Annotated in this window: 20 protein-coding genes; 8 read left to right on the top strand and 12 right to left on the bottom strand. The window is 61.0% G+C overall.

What is annotated here, in order from left to right; translation table 11 throughout:
- Window positions 1-53: 53 nt before the first annotated feature.
- Window positions 54-935, bottom strand: a complete 882-nt coding sequence (locus DK842_RS07490) for an NYN domain-containing protein (protein WP_114060892.1) — start codon at window positions 933-935, stop codon at window positions 54-56.
- Window positions 936-988: 53 nt separating this feature from the next.
- On the bottom strand, window positions 989-1,804 hold the full coding sequence (locus tag DK842_RS07485) for a substrate-binding periplasmic protein (RefSeq protein WP_168194837.1): 816 nt from the start codon (window positions 1,802-1,804) through the stop codon (window positions 989-991).
- A gap of 94 nt (window positions 1,805-1,898) precedes the next feature.
- On the opposite strand from DK842_RS07485, the gene DK842_RS07480 reads away from it, so the two are divergent.
- Entirely contained in the window at window positions 1,899-2,117 is a 219-nt protein-coding gene (locus DK842_RS07480; protein ID WP_114060890.1) for a hypothetical protein, read from the top strand.
- On the opposite strand, the gene DK842_RS07475 is transcribed toward DK842_RS07480, so the two are convergent.
- From DK842_RS07475 to DK842_RS23880, 4 genes are all read right to left on the bottom strand, one after another.
- Window positions 2,118-2,660, bottom strand: coding sequence for a DUF2059 domain-containing protein (locus DK842_RS07475; RefSeq protein ID WP_114060889.1), 543 nt, complete (start codon window positions 2,658-2,660; stop codon window positions 2,118-2,120). It lies immediately after the preceding gene.
- A gap of 78 nt (window positions 2,661-2,738) precedes the next feature.
- Window positions 2,739-3,683, bottom strand: a complete 945-nt coding sequence (locus DK842_RS07470; protein WP_114060888.1) for a substrate-binding domain-containing protein — start codon at window positions 3,681-3,683, stop codon at window positions 2,739-2,741.
- Between the two features lie 38 nt (window positions 3,684-3,721).
- Complete coding sequence (locus DK842_RS07465; protein WP_114060887.1) at window positions 3,722-4,312, bottom strand: alpha/beta hydrolase; 591 nt, start codon at window positions 4,310-4,312, stop codon at window positions 3,722-3,724.
- A gap of 104 nt (window positions 4,313-4,416) precedes the next feature.
- On the bottom strand, window positions 4,417-4,548 hold the full coding sequence (locus tag DK842_RS23880; RefSeq protein WP_232538627.1) for a DUF45 domain-containing protein: 132 nt from the start codon (window positions 4,546-4,548) through the stop codon (window positions 4,417-4,419).
- Between the two features lie 229 nt (window positions 4,549-4,777).
- On the opposite strand from DK842_RS23880, the gene DK842_RS07455 reads away from it, so the two are divergent.
- From DK842_RS07455 to DK842_RS07445, 3 genes are all read left to right on the top strand, one after another.
- Window positions 4,778-5,580, top strand: a protein-coding gene (locus DK842_RS07455; RefSeq protein ID WP_114060661.1) for an IS5 family transposase whose coding sequence is annotated in 2 segments (ribosomal slippage) — window positions 4,778-5,105 and window positions 5,105-5,580 — 804 coding nt in all. Because the reading frame shifts where the segments join, the coding sequence is not laid out codon by codon here.
- A gap of 218 nt (window positions 5,581-5,798) precedes the next feature.
- On the top strand, window positions 5,799-7,211 hold the full coding sequence (locus DK842_RS07450; protein ID WP_114060885.1) for a Shedu immune nuclease family protein: 1,413 nt from the start codon (window positions 5,799-5,801) through the stop codon (window positions 7,209-7,211).
- Window positions 7,212-7,325: 114 nt separating this feature from the next.
- The gene (locus DK842_RS07445) at window positions 7,326-10,415 is read left to right on the top strand and encodes a TrlF family AAA-like ATPase (protein WP_114060884.1); all 3,090 of its coding nucleotides are present in this window, start codon (window positions 7,326-7,328) and stop codon (window positions 10,413-10,415) included.
- Between the two features lie 142 nt (window positions 10,416-10,557).
- Here DK842_RS07445 and DK842_RS07440 read toward each other — a convergent pair whose 3' ends face one another.
- The 3 genes from DK842_RS07440 to DK842_RS07430 all read right to left on the bottom strand — a co-directional run bounded on the left by DK842_RS07440 (window position 10,558) and on the right by DK842_RS07430 (window position 12,138).
- Entirely contained in the window at window positions 10,558-11,049 is a 492-nt protein-coding gene (locus tag DK842_RS07440) for a YgjP-like metallopeptidase domain-containing protein (RefSeq protein WP_114063664.1), read from the bottom strand.
- Between the two features lie 70 nt (window positions 11,050-11,119).
- Complete coding sequence (locus DK842_RS07435; RefSeq protein WP_198414654.1) at window positions 11,120-11,563, bottom strand: M48 family metallopeptidase; 444 nt, start codon at window positions 11,561-11,563, stop codon at window positions 11,120-11,122.
- A gap of 44 nt (window positions 11,564-11,607) precedes the next feature.
- Window positions 11,608-12,138, bottom strand: coding sequence for a GNAT family N-acetyltransferase (locus DK842_RS07430; protein WP_114060883.1), 531 nt, complete (start codon window positions 12,136-12,138; stop codon window positions 11,608-11,610).
- A gap of 148 nt (window positions 12,139-12,286) precedes the next feature.
- Between DK842_RS07430 and DK842_RS07425 the strand changes: the two genes are divergently transcribed.
- A complete protein-coding gene (locus tag DK842_RS07425; protein WP_114060882.1) occupies window positions 12,287-12,517 on the top strand; it encodes a hypothetical protein in 231 nt (76 codons plus the stop codon).
- Here DK842_RS07425 and DK842_RS07420 read toward each other — a convergent pair.
- On the bottom strand, window positions 12,481-13,017 hold the full coding sequence (locus tag DK842_RS07420; protein WP_114060881.1) for a YaeQ family protein: 537 nt from the start codon (window positions 13,015-13,017) through the stop codon (window positions 12,481-12,483). The two genes, DK842_RS07425 and DK842_RS07420, sit on opposite strands and share 37 nt — an antisense overlap.
- Window positions 13,018-13,092: 75 nt before the next feature.
- Window positions 13,093-13,752: an MliC family protein gene (locus DK842_RS07415; RefSeq protein ID WP_114060880.1), complete on the bottom strand. Its 660-nt coding sequence runs from the start codon at window positions 13,750-13,752 to the stop codon at window positions 13,093-13,095.
- 232 nt (window positions 13,753-13,984) lie between these two features.
- On the opposite strand from DK842_RS07415, the gene DK842_RS07410 reads away from it, so the two are divergent.
- Both DK842_RS07410 and DK842_RS07405 read left to right on the top strand, forming a co-directional pair.
- Entirely contained in the window at window positions 13,985-15,400 is a 1,416-nt protein-coding gene (locus DK842_RS07410; RefSeq protein ID WP_114060879.1) for a DEAD/DEAH box helicase, read from the top strand.
- A 136-nt stretch (window positions 15,401-15,536) separates the two neighbouring features.
- Window positions 15,537-16,328 (top strand): substrate-binding periplasmic protein, encoded by a 792-nt coding sequence (locus DK842_RS07405; protein ID WP_198414653.1) that lies wholly within the window; start codon window positions 15,537-15,539, stop codon window positions 16,326-16,328.
- Here DK842_RS07405 and DK842_RS07400 read toward each other — a convergent pair.
- Window positions 16,316-16,885: a TetR/AcrR family transcriptional regulator gene (locus DK842_RS07400; protein WP_114060878.1), complete on the bottom strand. Its 570-nt coding sequence runs from the start codon at window positions 16,883-16,885 to the stop codon at window positions 16,316-16,318. The genes DK842_RS07405 and DK842_RS07400 overlap by 13 nt on opposite strands.
- Before the next feature lie 102 nt (window positions 16,886-16,987).
- Here DK842_RS07400 and DK842_RS07395 point away from each other — a divergent pair, with 102 nt between their 5' ends.
- On the top strand, window positions 16,988-17,872 hold the full coding sequence (locus tag DK842_RS07395; protein ID WP_114060877.1) for a diguanylate cyclase domain-containing protein: 885 nt from the start codon (window positions 16,988-16,990) through the stop codon (window positions 17,870-17,872).
- Window positions 17,873-17,906 lie beyond the last annotated feature (34 nt).

Genomic DNA, 17,906 nt, shown 5'->3' with positions numbered 1-17,906 from the left:
TTGGGGTCGTCGGGGGCCTTGGGTCAAGGCGGAGCAATTAACGTACCAGCGTTTCAGCCGGCGGTGGGGGTTTTCTTGCGCGGGCTGCGCTTCTTGCGCGCCGGCGCGGCGGTGGCCTCCTGCAACTGGGGCGCCTCGACCGGCGCGTCCGCGATGGCTGGCTCGGCGTCCTGCTTCAGCCGGATCTCGCTGTGCAGCTTGGAGCCGTTTCGGCTTTCCTGCACGGTGAGGAAATCCAGCTTCTTCACCATTTGCGACAAGCGGCCATGCCCCCAGTTGCGCGGGTCGAACGAGGGGTCGTTCTTGGCGAGGTAGGAGCCGACGGCGGACAGCTCGGCCCAGCCGCTGTCGCGCGCCACTGCCTCGATGGCGGAAGTGAACATGTCTTGCAGCGGGTGGCGTTCCTTGGCCGGCGCGGGCTTGGCGCGCGAGCGGCTGGCGCGGGTCTTGGACTTGTCCGCCGTTGCCGCCGCCTCTGGCTTGGGCTTGGCCGGCGGCGGCGGCCGCAGGATCTCGGTGAACACGAATTTGTCGCAGGCTGCGATGAAGGGGCGCGGCGTTTTGGATTGCTCGCCCAGTCCGATCACAGTCAGTCCGCCTTCGCGCAATCGGGTGGCCAGCCGGGTGAAGTCGCTGTCCGATGAAACCAGGCAAAAGCCGTCGAAGTTGCCGGTGTAGAGCAGGTCCATCGCGTCGATGATCAGCGCGGAATCCGTCGAATTCTTGCCCTTGGTGTAGGCGAACTGCTGGATCGGCGAGATGGCGTACTGGTGCAGCACTTCCTTCCAGCCCTTGAGCTGGGTGGTGGTCCAGTCGCCGTAGGCGCGTTTGACGATGGCGGTGCCGTATTTGGCCACCTCGGCCAGCAGCTCGGCGATCAACGAGGATTGGGCGTTGTCGGCGTCTATCAGCACCGCCAGTTTGCGGTTTTCCATTGGGTCTTTCGTATTGGACGACAGCACATGCTATGCCGGGGCTTTCTCGGCTGTCAAAAACTGGACGGCGGCTGGGTGCGCGCCGCTTCCAGCGCGCGCCCGACGATGCGGTCCACGCTGCCGTCGCGCTTCATCGCGCTCAGCGCCTGGTTCAATTCGCGCAGAAAGCCCTGCTTGTAGGGAAAGCGGCCGCCGTCGCGGTCGGTGAAGCCGACGTAGCCTTGTTCTTCCGATACCGTCGCGGCTTCCCGCAGTTCGCTTTCGCGGTACAGTCCCTGCTGTTGCAGCCGCGCCAGTTCCAGATCGATCGACAGCTTGTCGTTCAAATAGCAATCCAGATGGCCGCGAATCACTTTCATCAGATTGGTGCGGGCGTCCGGCGCCTCCTCCAGCATGATCCGGTTGAGCCCGATAAGCGCCCAGAACGCGTCGCCGCCAAGGCGGAAGCCGGCGTTGCTGCCGAAGCGCAGCCCTTGGTAGTCGTCAGGCCAGGCGGGCCGCGGCCGGCCCATGACGGCGGTTCGGCAATAGACCACCACCTTTTCCTTCAGCATCGGCGTCGAGTAGGGCTGCATGAACGGACGATCGCGCGGGCGGTAATAGGGCGGGGACAGCGCCAGTGCGCGGCCGGCCTCCAGTTCCGCCAGCCCGCGTTTCCAGGGCACGGGCTTCAGTTCGATGCGAAAGCCGCGCAGCCGCTCCGACGCCGCGCGCAGGATGTCGTTGTAGATGCCGCGGGCCTCGCCGGCGGCTTCGTAGGAGTACGGCGGATAGCCGTTGTCGGTGAGTATGGTCACCGTCCTCGGCGCCGCTGCGCAGCAGGCAGACAGCAGGGCCGGCAATAGACGGCAGGCGATGGGCAGACGCATCGCGGTCGCGCTCCTGGGAGGACTATCACTGTTATAGCGCGCGAATGGTGGCATGGCTTTTGCGTAGAAACCCGGAGAGACGAAGGAGGCCGGGATGAGACGAGCGAAGGCGCCGCTGGCTACCAGCGACATGGTGGTGTTCAATTATCGCAGGCCAGTGCGGGCGCGCCGGGTGGGGCTACCGGACGGCGATGGTTTGTGGCTGGTGGAGATGCTGGACTTGAGGGGAGGGCTGTGGGTGTGGCAGGACGAGTCGGCCGGCGCCGACGCGGCATTGGAGCGCGCGCGCCGGCTTAGCTTGATGCTGGAATGATTACTTCTTGGCGATGGTCTTGCCGTAGGTTTCCGCCGCGGCCTGCATTTTCGGCAGCAACGCCTTCTCGGCGCTCTTCAGCGTTTCGCCGGCGATGCCGTTGACCACTTGCGGCTGCTGCTTCATGAACTTCTGACCGGCCGCGCTCTTGTAGAAGGCGTTGATCTGCTTCAGTTCGTCGGCGCTGAACTGGGCGCTGAAGTTCTTCGCCACGGTTTGTTCGAACTGGGCCTTGACCGAGGCGGAGCCGAAGTAGTCGGCGGCCAGCTTGTGGATGTTGTCGCCATAACCCTTCAGGCCGTCCTGCGCCTTCTTCTGCTGGGCCTCGGTGAGCTTGATCTTGTTCTTGACAAAGTATTCCTGCAGCAGCGGCAGCGCGCTGGCGGAGGTGCGTTGCGCCAGTTCCGGCAGCATGTTGTCGAGGTTCAGGGTGGCGGCCAGTTCCTTGGCTCCGGCTTCCTGGGCGGCATCGGCGTGGGCCAGCAGCGGCAGGGTCAGCAGCAGGGCGGCGATGCCGGCTTTGATCGAGCGGGAAGCAGACATGGCAAATCCTTTGATCTGGTGAAAGATGTCGAGCCGGCAGTGTGACACCGCCGGGCTGCCAGGTCAAAGTCAATGCGGTCAGGGTTTGTCGGGCGCGGGCATCGCGGCTTGCCAGCCCTGGTAGCGGGACAGGTTGTCGCGCGTCACCAGCGCAACCGGAACGGTCACCAGCCGCGTGGACGCGTCGCCGCCGCGCAGCCTGACGCCCAGCCGAACCGCTTCGCGTCCTATCTTGTATGGCGATTGGCTGGCGGAGGCGACGATCAATCCGGGGAGGCGCAGCGCGCGCTCGATGTCGGGCGAACCGTCCACTGAACCGATCATCACCTGGCTGGCGCCGGCCGCGCGCAGCGCCTTTTCCGCCCCCAGCGCCTGGCGGTCGTTGATGGCGAACACGGCATTGGGCCGGGGCAACCGGGCCAGGTCGTCCTGCATCGCGCGCTGTCCGCCCAGGCTGGAGCCCAGGCCGTTGCCGCCGGTCTCCGGCCGGATGTGGGGGAAGGCGGCCAGCGCGGCGCGGCAGCCGGAGATGCGGTCGCTGACCGAGGACACCGGTGGGCCGCCTTGTATCAGCAGCGTGCCGCGGCCGTTCAGGCGTTTGGCCAGATAGCGGCAGACGATTTCGCCGGCCTGGTGGTTGTCGGACTTGACGGTGCCATCCACGTCGCTGGCATCCACATCCACCGCCACCACGGTGATGCCGGCCGCCCGCGCCTGGCGCACCAGCGGCGCCACCGCGCGGCTGTCGGCCGCGCCCAGCAGGATCAAGTCTACCTTGTCGTCGATCAGCTGGCGCAATTGCCGCTCCTGCTGCGCCAGCGTGAAATTGGCCGACTGCGAGGTGATGCGAACCGCCGGGTTGAGCCGGTGCGCGGCCTGGATCGCGCCGCGCGCCAGCGCTTGATAAAACGGATTGTCCAGCGCGCCCAGCGAGATGCCGATGCGGGATAGCCCGGCGGCGGGGGCTGGGGCTGCGAAGGCCAGCAGGGCCAGGGCTGGCAGGAAAACGCGCGAAGCTTGCATGGCGGGACGGACGAGAGTCTGACTGGTATCAGTCTAGCTCATCCAGTCGCTGTCGAGACCATCCTGGTTTCCAGATGCCGTCGCGCGCGCCAGGCGAGCTGGCGCAGCAGCGGCCAGCCTTCCTCCCAATGATGGTGGCCGGAGTCCGCATTGATGTGGCCGGCATGCTGCAGCCAGGTGATGGGGGCCTGCCAGTAACCGGCCAGCCGGGCGGCGCGCGCGGTCTTGCAATACGGGTCGTTGCTGCTGGCGACGATCTTGGCCGGGAAAGGCAGCGGCCGGCGCGGCACCGGCGCGAAGTTCATCAGTTCGGCTGGGGCGAACGCGCGCTCCACGTCGGCCGGCGCCACCAGTAGCGCGCCGGCGATGCGTTCGGGGCGGCGCTGCGCGTAGTGGGCGACCGCGACGCAGCCCAAGCTGTGGGCGATCACCAGCGCCGGCTTGGCGCAGCGGTCCAGCGCCGCGTCCAGCCCATCCATCCACTCCTCCAGCATGGGCCTGGTCCAGTCGGCGTTGTCGACGCGGCGCGCGCGCAGCCTGCGCTGCCAGTGGCTTTGCCAATGGCGGGGGCCGGAATTGTTCCAGCCGGACTGGATGATCAGGTCGAACGGTTGCAGGGTGGCGAACATGGCGGACTCGCGGGAGACGATGGTCCGACTGTAGCGCGGCTTGAATATGTTGAAAAATAATAAGTAATTGTTTTGTTATTCTTTTGGAGTATGAGTGGCGGCGATCAGTCCGCGTGGTGCTCGCGCCAGTTCAGCCACAGCCGCAAGTCGAATTCCAACTGGTGGTAATTCGGCAGCATGTGTTGGCACAGCTGGTAGAAGGCCTTGTCATGGTCGCGCACTTTCAGGTGGGCCATTTTACTTCCAAGTAATCTTGAAATGGACAAATAAAAACTACATAAAATCAATGAGTCAAAGCTCCGATGCTTGTCCATTAAATATTCTACGAAATGGACTATTGGTGGCCTAGCTGTCCATTTTTCTTGCCGACGGTCATAGTGTGGCGCAGCGAGGGCTGCCGGCCTAGGCTAAGAGCCGCTAACAAAACCTCTTGATGCCAGATGCGTATGCCCTCACCTGGCGAAGATGCAACGAAAAGTCATCAGCCAGAAGCTCTGGAAGTCATTGCAGCCGCTACTCTCTCCGCCGCCGCGTTCCCGCCGGGGTGGGAGGCCGCGGCTGGATGATTTTGCTGCCCTCAACGGCATCTTGTTTGTTCTCACTACCGGCATTCCTTGGGAGGACCTCCCGCAGGAACTCGGTTTTGGCAGCGGGATGACCTGCTGGCGAAGGCTGCGGGATTGGCAAGCGCAAGGCATTTGGGACCGCCTACACCTGGCTCTGCTGATACAACTGCGCCAACACGATCAAATTGATTGGAGCCGGGCCAGCATTGATGGGGCTAGCGTTGCCAGCCCCCGGGGGGCCAAGAGACCGGCCCCAACCCCACCGATCGAGGTAAATGCGGCAGCAAACGGCACATCATCGTAGATCGCCGAGGTTTGCCATTGGCGCTGAGCATTACCGGCGCCAATCGGCACGACTCCATGGTCTTCGAAACTTTGGTCGATGCGATTCCTGCCGTTCCTGGCTTGCCAGGACGGCCCAGACAAAAGCCTTACAAGCTGCATGCTGACAAAGGCTATGACTACCGCCGTTGTCGTGCACACCTGAGCCGACGCGGAATCTTGGTGCGAATTGCTCGGCGCGGGGTGGAAAGCAGCGAGAGACTAGGTCGCCACCGCTGGGTGGTAGAACGTACCCATTCTTGGCTAGCTGGCTTCGGCAAGTTGCGCATCCGCTTCGAACGGCGGCTGGATACGCATTACGCCTTGCTCAAGCTGGCTTTCTCATTGATATGTCTGCGATTTGTCGACAGGTTTTGTTAGCGGGTCTTAACTGTGCCCTCAGAGTGTCTCCATTCCTTGGGTGTTCGTCTCAATAGCAATTGTTCTTTGTGCAAGAGAGTCTGGCTCACCTAGTGGCGGCATGTGTGTTGCGCACAGGCAAGAACGGGAGTGGTGGAAGCCTGTGGTCACTGTGATGCAGTGCAGTTGATCAGATAATGGTAAAAGAATAACGTCATGCAATCGATCAAGGATAGATAATGGCTTCGCTCAGACCCTCAGCCTTCAATCAGCGCGAGCGCGCAGATGGTGGCCCGTTCTTGGTCGTTGAATCTGCCGAGAAGGAAGAGGATGGAGGAGTTTACGTCTTCTTTACTGACGTCCCTGCCGAACAGCACACGCTCGATTCACCCAAGGAATTGCTGCTTTATGTGACGCCTGACGAGATGACTATCTGGCCACTCAATGTCAGACAGGATAGGGATGACTACTTGCTCCCAAAATACGACACACTTAAGCGCATCATCATCTGTCGCAGGAAAGTCGGGCCTTACCAACTACCGACGACTACCGACGAGGTTGTTGAACTGCTTGAGGAGCTGCCAGATGGATTCGCCAAGGATTTCCGGTTCGGTCTTGGTCTTCTCTGGGAGTATCGACAGATTTGCGAGACAGTTGCCGAGATTGAGGGCGTTAGCACCTTGGTGATCCATGGGGGAAATGATGCCAAGCTTGATCCTCCACTTTACATTCTCGGCGAAAGACGATTTCACGAACTGAGAAAAGAACTGAACCGCATAGCATCTCGCTATCAGAGGGATGCCCGTAGGGATAAGCAGTTCAGCACTTATCATACTTTATTGCATGCAGCCGACCCGGCACAGTTCCCAGTCCAAAACAAAAAGCTAAGGCCTGATGCGATAGCGGAAATGACCAATGGCGGGCGTGATCATGCTGTTCTTTCCAAACGAGATCGACGTGCCGCCATTAGGATGGTACAGGACAGTGTGGCAGCGATGGCCGAAACGGATGCACACACGCTGTTGGCGTTAAAAAGCGATATCGAGCTTGTTACGTTAAAACAATTAATCAATCGCTATCAAGAAATGCTTGAAGGAGGGCTCGCTGAGAGTAAGTGGCAGAATTTCTTTCTAGCGAACCCTTTCATCCTCAACTTGGCGTTTGCCATCCCTGCGATGGTGGTTCAAGGACAGGCATATGCGGGCGGCAAGCGACTCAATGGAAGCGGGGGTAAAGTTACCGATTTTCTATGTGCGTCAGTCTCCACGGGAAACCTTGCCCTGATTGAGATCAAGAAGCCTGATACTGAACTGCTCGGAAGAACCCCTTATAGGGGGGATGATATATACGGCCCATCTACTGATTTAGGTGGAGCTATTGCTCAGGTATTGGATCAGCGCTTTAGGCTGCAAAGCGAACTGCCAGTCATGAAGAACGCCATGAATCGCTATGATATCCACAGCTTTGCGGTGCGTTGCATCATTATTGCCGGCGTGACACCTCAAGAGCATCAACAGAAAAAATCGTTTGAATTGGTCAGGAATGCCTTGTCGGATGTTGTGGTAATAACCTTTGACGAGCTTCTTACAAGACTGACTGAGCTCCAAAAAGCTTTCCAGTTACCTGATTTCGAAGAAACAGTACCGTTCTAATGGTGTTAGATGGCCTCTGGACGGGCAGCGCACTGCAGATACCAGCAGCACTGATACAGCCGGACCTCTATCTTGGGTTCAGTCAAAACAAAAAGGCGTAGAGAGATATAGCACATGGATGCAAGAAAAAATCTGTTTCAGCGCGGCTCCGAATGGCGGCAGTGGGATTTGCATATCCATACCCCAGCTTCCTTTCACTGGAAGGGGAAAAAATTTAACGCGGACCCCAACTCCGCTGAGAACCGCGCACTTGTTGACGAGATGATTGCCGCACTCAATGCAGCCGAGCCTGCAGTATTTGCCTTAATGGACTATTGGACATTTGATGGATGGTTTGCCCTTCGGCGACGCTTGAAGGAGGCTGGTGCACCGCAACTGACAAAGACCGTCTTTCCTGGTATCGAACTGCGGCTTATGGCGCCGATGGACACTCGCCTCAACGCGCATGTACTGTTCTCCGATGAAGTTGATGATCAGATTCTTCAAGATTTCAAAGCAGCTCTCCAGGTCGAAGTTATATCACGGCCTTTATCTGACGCATCCTTGGTATTGCTCGCCCGTACCGTCACAGAAGACAAGTTGAAAGTCCACGGATACAAGAAGGATGAGATTGATGCGGACCAAGAAAAAGCACTCCTGGCTGGGTCAATGATTGCGGAGATAAACTGCGATAGTTATAAGACTGCGATAGCGAAAGTGCCCAACGGGCATGCGATTGGTTTCATGCCTTACGACACGAGTGACGGCCTCGCAGAAGTTAAGTGGCAGGACCACTACGCCTATTTCATTGGTCTGTGTAAAACATCGCCAATCTTCGAGTCGCGTAATCTTGATCTTCGCGGAGCCTTTGTTGGGGAGGTTACCCCTGGGAATGCAAAATTTATAAAAAGCTTCCAGCAAGGGCTTGGCAACGTACCACGACTAGTTGTGTCAGGAAGTGATGCGCATTGTTTTGTTGGCGTAAAGGGGGATAACAACAAACGAGGTTACGGCGATTTCCCCTCAGGAAAAGCAACCTGGATCAAAGCTGATCCATCCTTTCGTGGCCTACTCCAGGCCATCATGGAACCAGCAAAGCGTTCCTTCATTGGTGAGCGTCCTCACAAGCAAGTCGAGATTGTCGAGAACAAAACGTTTTTCATTGACAGAGTGGTGATAGCCAAAATACCTGGAGCAGCGATTACCAGTTCATGGCTTGATGGAACGAACCTTCCTCTGAACCCCGATCTCGTGGCAATCATAGGGAACAAGGGTAGTGGGAAAAGTGCATTGGCTGATGTTATTGCGCTATTGGGAAATTCACGACAGAAGGCCCACTTTTCTTTTCTCAAGAAAGAACGATTCAGAGGTAAATCTGGCGATCCTGCGAAAAACTTTGTCGCGACACTCGAATGGCTTGATGCACGCACGGAGGAGCGCAATCTGAATGATGACCCACCAGAAGACAAGGTAGAACTCGTCCGCTATATCCCTCAAGGGCACTTCGAGGATTTGTGTAATGCCCATGCATCTGGGCGTTCGAACGCTTTCGAGAATGAGTTGAGAGCTGTAATTTTTTCTCATGCAAGCGATGCAATTCGCCTCGGTGCTCTCGATTTCGACCAGCTTATTGAACAGCAGGAAAGCGGCTTTCGGCACCAGCTCATCGAATTCCGGAAAGACCTGCGGAGGCTCAATCAGGAAATATCCGGATTTGAGGATCAGCTTCAGCCTGAAGTGCGAGGCACCTTACAAGAGCTACTTGCGCAAAAAAGTCGTCAAATCGATGAACACAACAGGATAAAACCAGCACCTATAGCTAAGCCGGCGGCCGAGCTGTCTTCTGAGCAGCAGGGGGTTGCGACCGCGTTGGAGGACATTTCGGGGAAGCTGAAAGACATTGAAGAATCCGCTGCCAAAAATGCGAGCAATGATTTAATACTTGCCGGAAAGCTTAAGGCCATCCAAAACGTGCGAGAGCGATTGCGCTTGCTTGACCGTTCATATAAACAGTTCCTTGATGACACGCCGAAGGATCTGACCACACTCGGCCTCTTGGCGAGTGATCTTGTTAATTTGACGCTCAATTATCACCCGCTCGATCAGCTCGCAACCACCATCCATGAGGAGCAAGCGAAACTTAAACTTGCCAATGAAAGCGCCGAGGATGAAAAAACGAAGCTATTGACAGAGCAGATGGCTCTAGAAACAAAACTTAATGCGCCGCAACTCTTGTATCAGCAGAATTTGAAAGCAATCGAGGATTGGGAATTAAAGCTAGCGGATCTTACGGGTACGCTGGAGGCACCGGATACGCTCAAGGGACTTCAAGCACGCATAGCACAGCTAGACAGTCTCCCGGATCTGCTGACCCGCCATCGCGAGCAGCGCGCCAAACTTGCAGGCGAGATCTTCGATATTCTTGATGCTCAACGGCGCGCACGCGAAGAGTTGTTCAAGCCCGTACAGGACTTAATTCAAAGCAATCACCTCATTCGCGATGAATACAAGCTTCAGTTTCAAGCAACCTTGGGCGGCTCTTCCGATGTAGTGGCCGCATCCCTGTTCACACTAATCAAACAAAACTCGGGTGAGTTCCGTGGCGAAGATGAAAGCTATGGAGCAATCCGGAAGCTCGCAGAACAGTTCGATTTCAACAAGCGAGGTGACGTTCTTGATTTTGTTGCTCAACTGCACGATAAGATCGTGGCTGCAGCAACCAACGGCAAAAACTCTGTTGGGATAGGCCCCATTTTACGAAAAGATAAAGTGGCAAGCGATGTTTACGACTTGCTGTTCGGCCTTCCTTTTCTTGAGCCACGTTACTCTCTGTTGTTTCAGGAGGCTCAAATTGAACAGCTTTCACCTGGGCAACGTGGTGCCCTGCTGCTCATTTTCTACCTCCTCGTTGACAAGGGGCGTTCCCCAATCATTCTGGATCAGCCCGAAGAGAACCTAGACAACGAGACAGTTGTTAGTCTGCTTGTCCCTGTCTTGACCGAAGCCAAGAAGCGGCGACAGATTATAATGGTCACTCATAACCCGAACCTTGCGGTGGTGTGCGATGCGGAGCAGGTTATCTGGTCGGTATTCGATCGCAAGAATGCATCAAAGATTTCATATTTAGGGGGGGCAATCGAGAACCCCGCGATCAATGTGCATGTCGTTAATGTACTGGAAGGCACAATGCCAGCCTTCAACAATCGCAGCAGCAAGTACCACTGACTGCGTAATCACCGACGAGTTTACGGTAGGAACAAGTGGCGCATTTGATCGAAATACATAATGCAATCACTTGCGGGTTTGAGATCAGAATTACTGATGTATTTGGCCGGAATACGAATTCGCAATTGGAACGATTAGCAACTTACGCGCGCTCGCGCCAGGTCAGCCACACCCGCATATCAAACTCCAACTGGTGGTAGTCCGGCTCCATATGGCAGCACAGCTGATAGAACGCTTTGTTGTGGTCTTTTTCTTTTAAGTGTGAAAGCTCATGCACCACGATCATGCGCAGGAACTCCTCCGGCGCATCGCGGAACAGCGCGGCGATGCGGATCTCGTTCTTGCTCTTCAGCTTGCCGCCCTGCACGCGCGCCACGAAGGTGTTGGTGCCGAGCGTGCCCTTTACCGGATGCTGCTGGTTGTCGAATTGCACCTTGGCCACGGCGGGCGCGTTTTTCAGGTAGCGCTGTTTCAGTTCGGCCACGTACTGGTACAGTGCCTTGTCGGTCTGGATATCGTGGCGCGTCGGATACTTGTGCTCCAGCCAGGTGCCGAGCTGGCCTTGTTCCAGCAGGGTGTGGATGCGCTCGAGCAGCGCGGAGGGGTAGCCGTTGAGGTAGTGAAGCGTGGTCATGGCGCTATGGTACTGCGTGGCGTCGACGCTGGACACACTTTCTGTGATTGGGCCATGTCCGCGGCAACCGCTATTGCAAAAGACTAATGGTGTCCATTTTTGTTAACTTGCACATCTCGCCGCAGATAAGATTACTTGTGCGTACCAGCTCGTGCACCGCGATCATTTGCAGAAAAGGCAGCGGCAACTCGCGGAACAGCGAGGCGATGCGGATTTCGTTCTTGCTTTTCAGTCGGCCGCCCTGCACCCGGGAGATGGCGGTGTTGGTGCCCAGCGTGCCCTTCAGCGGATGTTGCTGGTTGTCGTACAGCACCTTGGCCGGCAGCGGCGCGTGTTTCAGATAGCGCTGCTTCAGTTCGGACACGAACTGATACAGCGCCTTGTCGGTTTGCACGTCATGGCGATCGGGGTACTTGTCGCGCAGCAGCGGGCCGAGTTCGCCGGAGTCGAACAGCGTCTGAGCCTGCAGAACCAGGGCGGGCGGATATTGCGGCAGGTATTTGAGGGTGGGCATGGCGCTTATTGTAAGCGCCGCGCGGCCCGCCGTGTTGCCCGCGCTCAAATCCCGGCGGGGAGGAGCCGCGCCGGGTCCGGCCAGCTGAAGCGCAGCGCGACGGCGCGGGTGCCGGCGGGAGTGTCCACTTCCTGGCGTTCCGCCTCTTCGCCGCCCAGCCTGGCATAGACGGCGCAGGCGTCGGCGTTGCGCTCGTATACCCACAGGTAGAGAGGGCGGCCCGGAGCGGCGCGGCAGGCCTCGGCCGCGGCGGCGGCCATCAACGCCCGGCCGATGCCGCGGCCTTGTTGATCGGCGCGCACGTGCAGGTTGTCCAGATAGACGCCCAGTTCCGGCGCCTCGTCCGGCAGCAGGCAGGCGAAGCCGACCGGTTCGCCGTTCCAGCAGGCGATCCGCAACCAGAGCCGCGCCGGCGAGGCGAAGCGGCCGCGCCAGATCGCCAGCCTGTCGTCGTCCGCGCGGCGGTCCAGATAGTCGTCGGGCAGGATGCCGCGGTAGCTCGCGCGCCAGCTGCCGGCGTGCAAGGCGGCGATCACGGGGATGTCGGCTTCGGCGGCGGGGCGCAGGGTCAGCATGGCGCGGGCTTCCGGGCGGGTTTCACGTGGAACATGATAGCGCGGGCGGGTGAATTTATATGTTCTTTATGCGGGACGGCGCGTTTTTTGCCGGAAATTGAGCCGCGCGGCCCTAGAGTGGGCGAATCAAAGCCGCCAGGAGAGCGAGATGGCCATTCCCGTGAGAACCGCGTTGCGCCGCAGTTGCCGGGAGGCGTCCGGCGTGGCGATACTCAGCCGCTTGCCGGCGGGCGGCGGCGGCGGGCAGACCCTGCGCCAAAGGCGGCGCTTGGCGCAGGCGTGCCGAGGGGGGCTGCCGGTCCGGCCGGGCCTGTGGCGGCGGATGGGGAACTGGCTGGCATCTTACTTCAGCCGCAGCGGCTCCAGCAGCACCGACTGATCGCCGCTGCTCATCCACAACTGGCCGTCCTGGATGGTGGCGGTCAGTTGCATGCTGCGCTCGGCCAGCGCAGCCAGCGCCTGCAAGGCGTCGAAATCGATGCGGAACACTTCCAGTTTGTCCAGGCGGGCGAGCTTGCCCTCGTTCTGGCTCCACCACACCTCGCTGGCGCGGCCGCCGTAGCTGTACAGCGCCACGCGCTCGGAGCGGGAGCAGGCTTTCTTCAGCCGCTTCTCGTCCGGCTCGCCCAGATCCACCCACAGTTCGATCTCGTCGGCGTAATTCTTCTGCCACAGCTCCGGCTCGTCGTCGGCGCACAGGCCGCGGGTGAAGGCCAGCGTTTCGCTGGCGTTGAGCGCGAAGGCGGCGATGCGCAGCATCATCCGCTCCAGCGTTTCGGACGGATGCTGGGCCAGGGTCAGCTGGTGGGTGGCGTAATAGCCGCGGTCCATGTCGGACAGCGTCAGGGTGGCTTTGTATATGGTGGCGGTCAGGGCCATGGGGTGTCTTCGCTGAATCGGGTTCGCCCGGCGCGACATTGCGGCAGGGCGTCCGATTTTAACCGCCGTCCGCCTTCAAGGCGAGGGTTGGCTGGTGCAGCTCAGCGCTTCGCCGCGCCAGTTGACGCTGGCGTCGCGGCCCTTGATCCAGAATTCCACGCCCTGTCCCTCGTAGCGCGCGCCGCTGCCGCTCAGGCCCTGATGGACGATCACCATCGCGTTGCCGCGCTCCAGTTTGGCGGTGGCCGGGTGGGTGCGGTAGAAGGTCGCGAGGATGGTGGCGCCGGGCGCGCCCTTGCACAGGTAACGCAGCGGCGTCAGCGATTGCGCCAGGTTCCAGGTGGCCTGCAGCTGGGTGATGCGCAGAATGTAGGTGTCGCCCAGGCACATGTGCGGGTCTTCGTCCTTCAGGCAGTCCTTCAAGCTCTTCACCCAGCGCTTCTGTTCGGCGATCAGCTTGGCCTGCGCGCCGCTGCGGCTCTGCTCGGCCTGGCTCAGCGCCTGGGCGTAGACTTTCTCCAGCCGGTTGTCGAGGCGGGTCAGGCCATCGTCCTGGCACACCATGCTTTCCACCATATTGGCGGGCTGGTCGCAGCGGAAGTCGGTGGCCACGGGCGGCAGCGCGGCAAGAGGCGCGCCCTCGCCGCCGGGGCGCGGGTGGTCGCTCTTGCCGGCCAGGGCAAGCGCGGGCGCGAACAGCAGCAAGCCAATCAGCCGAGATGGAACTACGGGCATAATCTATCCTTGAGTACGACGATCAGTGGCGAGCCGGCGCCGGCGGCGGTCGGACGTTGGCTCTTGGTGGCCGCGCGCGGCGGCGAGTTCCCATCGCCGGCGATTGGCTGTAAACTGCGGCGCTTCGTGCGAGTACCAGTCCCGCGCGCCATTCTCATCTTCGTTCAACCTCTATTTCCCGTCAGCCTGGATTGGTCGCAGTTCCTGCGATGGGCCGTCGCAGGAGCTTATTATGTCCGATCTTACCTTCGCCGACCTAGGCCTGGCCGACCCGCTGCTGCGCGCGGTGGCCGACACCGGTTATACCACGCCGACGCCGATTCAGGCTCAGGCGATTCCCCAGGTACTGCAAGGCGGCGACCTGTTGGCCGCGGCCCAGACCGGCACCGGCAAGACCGCCGGTTTCACCCTGCCGCTGCTGCAGCTGTTGATGCGTTCGCCCAGCCATCATGCCGGCCGCCCGCGCGCGCTGGTGCTGACCCCGACCCGCGAGCTGGCCGCCCAGGTGGAAGAGTCGGTGCGCACCTACAGCAAATACCTGCCCTTGAAGTCGCTGGTGATGTTCGGCGGCGTCAACATCAATCCGCAGATCAAGGCCTTGCGCGCGCCGGTGGACATCCTGGTGGCGACGCCGGGCCGCCTGCTGGACCACGTCGGCCAGAAGACCGTCGACCTGTCCGGCGTCGAGATCCTGGTATTGGACGAAGCCGACCGCATGCTGGACATGGGCTTCATCCACGACATCAAGAAGGTGCTGGCCAAGCTGCCGGCCAAGCGCCAGAACCTGCTGTTCTCGGCCACCTTCTCCGACGAGATCAAGACGCTGGCCGACAAGCTGCTGGACAACCCCAAGCTGGTGGAAGTGGCGCGCCGCAACACCACCAACGAACTGGTGACCCAGAAGGTACACCTGGTTGACCGGGATAAGAAGACCGATCTGTTGATCCACCTCATCCGCGAGCAGAATTGGTTCCAGGTACTGGTGTTTACCCGCACCAAGCACGGTGCCAACCGCCTGGCCGAGAAGCTGGACAAGATCGGCATCCCGGCCGCGGCCATCCACGGCAACAAGAGCCAGAATGCGCGCACCCGCGCGCTGGCCGATTTCAAGAGCGGCGAGCTGCAAGTGCTGGTGGCCACCGACATCGCCGCGCGCGGCCTGGACATCGACCAGCTGCCGCACGTGGTCAACTTCGAGCTGCCCAACGTGCCGGAAGACTACGTGCACCGCATCGGCCGCACCGGCCGCGCCGGCAGTCCGGGCGAAGCGCTGTCGCTGGTGTGCGTCGACGAGTTCAGCTTCCTGCGCGACATCGAGAAACTGATCAAGATGTCGATCGAGCGTTTCACCGTGCCGGGCTTCGAAGCCGACTTGAACGTCAAGCCGGAGCCGATTCCGATGGGCGGCGGCGCCCGCGGCCGCGGACAAGGCCAGGGACGCGGCGGCCAGGGACAAGGCCAGCGCCACGGCCACGGGCAGGGCCAACCACGCAACGCGCCGGCCAAGCCGCGCCACCAGACCGAAAGCAAGCCGGCCGGCCATGGCCGCAACGGCGGCCCGCGCCAGGGCCAGGGCGGCGGCCAGGGGCGCTCGTCCAAGCCGGCGGCGGCCAAGTCCGCGCTGTTCAGCCCGCCGAAAAACCGCTGAGCGCGCGCGTCGGTGTGAATTGCACCGACAGCGTTCGCATTGATGCATATCGCATTGCCGGTTATGCTCGCTTGGGGACTGTCCGCAGCATATAAAACAAGGACGGCTCCAGGCATTTTGCAAGATCGGGAAAACAATGCGATACCACGGCCTGGCGCTGGGTATCCTGAGCTGGGCCGTGTTGCTGGCGGCTCCGGTTGAGGCTGCCCAACGCCTCAAGATCACGCTCTCCAATCAGGAATGGCCGCCGTACATGGGCCAGGGCCTGCCATACGACGGCATTCTGTCGCGGCTGGTGAAGGAAGCTTTCGCCCGCGGCGGCGTCGATGTCGCTTTTCGCTATTACCCCAACAACCGCACGCTGCAATCGGCCCGCAACGGCCAGGTGGATGGCAGCTTCGGCTGGGCGCCGACGGCGGAGCGTAAGCATGACTTGTTGTACACGCTGCCGGTGTTGTCGGCGCGCATGGTGTTCTACCAGCGCAAGAGCCGCAGGCTGGAGTGGAGCCGTTGGGCCGATTTGAAGGGCGCCCGCGTCGGCGTCACCGTCGGCAACTACTATTCCGACGAGTTCGACGCCGAGGCCAAGAACGGCACCTTGTCGGTGGACAGCGCGCCCGACGACTTGGTCAATCTGCGCAAGTTGCTGGCGGGCCGCATCGACCTGTTCCCGATAGACATGGAAGTGGGCCGCTACCTGATCGCCCATCACTTCACGCCGGTGCAGGCGGTGCAACTGGAGCCGCAAAGCCGCTCGTTCTGGTCGGCGCCGCTGCACGTGGTGATCTGGCGCAAGCACGCGCAAGGCAAGGAACTGGTGGAGCGTTTCAACCGCGGCCTGAAGGCGCTGCAGGACAGCGGCGATTTCGAGCGTCTGCTGCAGGAAACGCGGGAAGCCTGCCTGAAGCCGCGCGGCTACCCGCGCTGAGCCGCGAGCGCGGCGCGCGCCTGATCCAGGAAGCGCCGCGACAGCTCGGAGTCCGGCACCGCCCGCGCCAGCAGCAGCGCGCCCACCATAAGGGCCAGGCTGGCTTCGGGCGCCATGCCGCCGCCGTCGAGCCGGCGGGCGTCGTCCAATATGGCCATCAGGGGCTCCAGTCCGGAGGCGAAGTCGCGGCGGACCGCCGGATTCTGGCGCGCGATCTCGCCGGCCAGCGCCGCCGCCGCGCAGCCGGAGTCGGGAAAGTCGCGGTGGGTGGGGCTGAGATAATCTTCGGCCAGCGCCGCCAGCCGTGTCCCGTCTGCCGCGCTCTCCAGCCGTTGCCGCCATTGCTGGGCCATTTGCCGCAGCGCCTCGCCGCAGGCGGCGGCCACCAGTTCGTCCTTGCCGGCGAAATGGGCGTAGAAGCCGCCGTGGGTCAGGCCCAGGTCGGCCATCAGATTGGCGATGCCGACGCCGGCCAGCCCTTCGGCGCGAAAGCGCAGCGCGGCCATGGCCACGATGCGGCGGCGGGTCTGGGCCTTGTGCGAATCCGGATAGCGCATGCCGTCTCCCGGCAGTTCACATGACATCCGTAATATAAACGAGTGCGCGGCCGGCGGCGCTGGTTGGCGCGGGGCGCGGCTGCTATCAATAAAGCATCTCGCTTGCCGCCGCAGGCCGCCGCCATGCCTTTCCAGCTCAATCTGTTCCGCCAGATCGTCGACCATGCCCAGGACGCGGTGATGGTGACCGAGGTGGCGCCGTTGCAGCCGCCCGGCCCCATCATCGTTTATGTCAATCCCGCCATGTGCCGGCTGAGCGGCTACGCCGCCTGCGAGTTGCTGGGCCGCTCGCCGCGGGCGCTGCAGGGGCCGCAGACCGATCCGGCCGCGCTGCTGCAACTGAGTTCGGCGTTGCGCGACGGCAGGGAGACCACGGTGGAGCTGCTCAACTACCACCGCAGCGGCACGCCATACTGGGCCCGTCTGCATCTGTTGCCCTTGTTCGACGAAGCCGGCGAACTCAGCCACTTCGCCGCGCTGCAGCAGGATGTCTCCAGTCGCCACCTCCGCGGCGACGCGCTGTATCGGATGGTGGTGTCGGACGAGTGCACCCGCCTGTTCAATCGGCACATGTTTTTCGATGTCGGGGCCAAGACGATGCAACTGGCTTTTCGCCAGCAAAAGCCGCTGGCGGCGGTTGTGCTGGCGGCGGATGATCCCTGCCGCCTCAACTCGTCTTACGGCCAGCTGGTGGGGCAGATGCTGATGCGCATCGTCGCTCAGTCCATTGTCGCTGCGATACGCGAGAGCGACATCGCCGGCAGGCTGGCGCAGCGGGAGTTCGGTTTGCTGCTGCCGGAAACAGGCGAGAACGAGGCGCAGGTGGTGCTGGCTCGCATCCAAGAGGCGCTGGAGGCGGGCCTTATCGATGCCGGCATGCCGCCCGGCCTCCATGTCGGCTTGAGCGCCGGCGTCGCTGTGGCTCTGGCTGAGGACGCCGCGCCGGAGCAGGCGCTGGAGCGGGCGAGGTCGCGGATGATGGAGTAGCTGGGCGGGACGAAAGATTGAGCCTGAGAAGCTA

It is taken from the genome of Chromobacterium phragmitis (genome assembly GCF_003325475.1).
Classification (GTDB): Bacteria; Pseudomonadota; Gammaproteobacteria; order Burkholderiales; family Chromobacteriaceae; genus Chromobacterium; species Chromobacterium phragmitis.
This window is presented reverse-complemented; position numbering and strand designations above follow the sequence as displayed.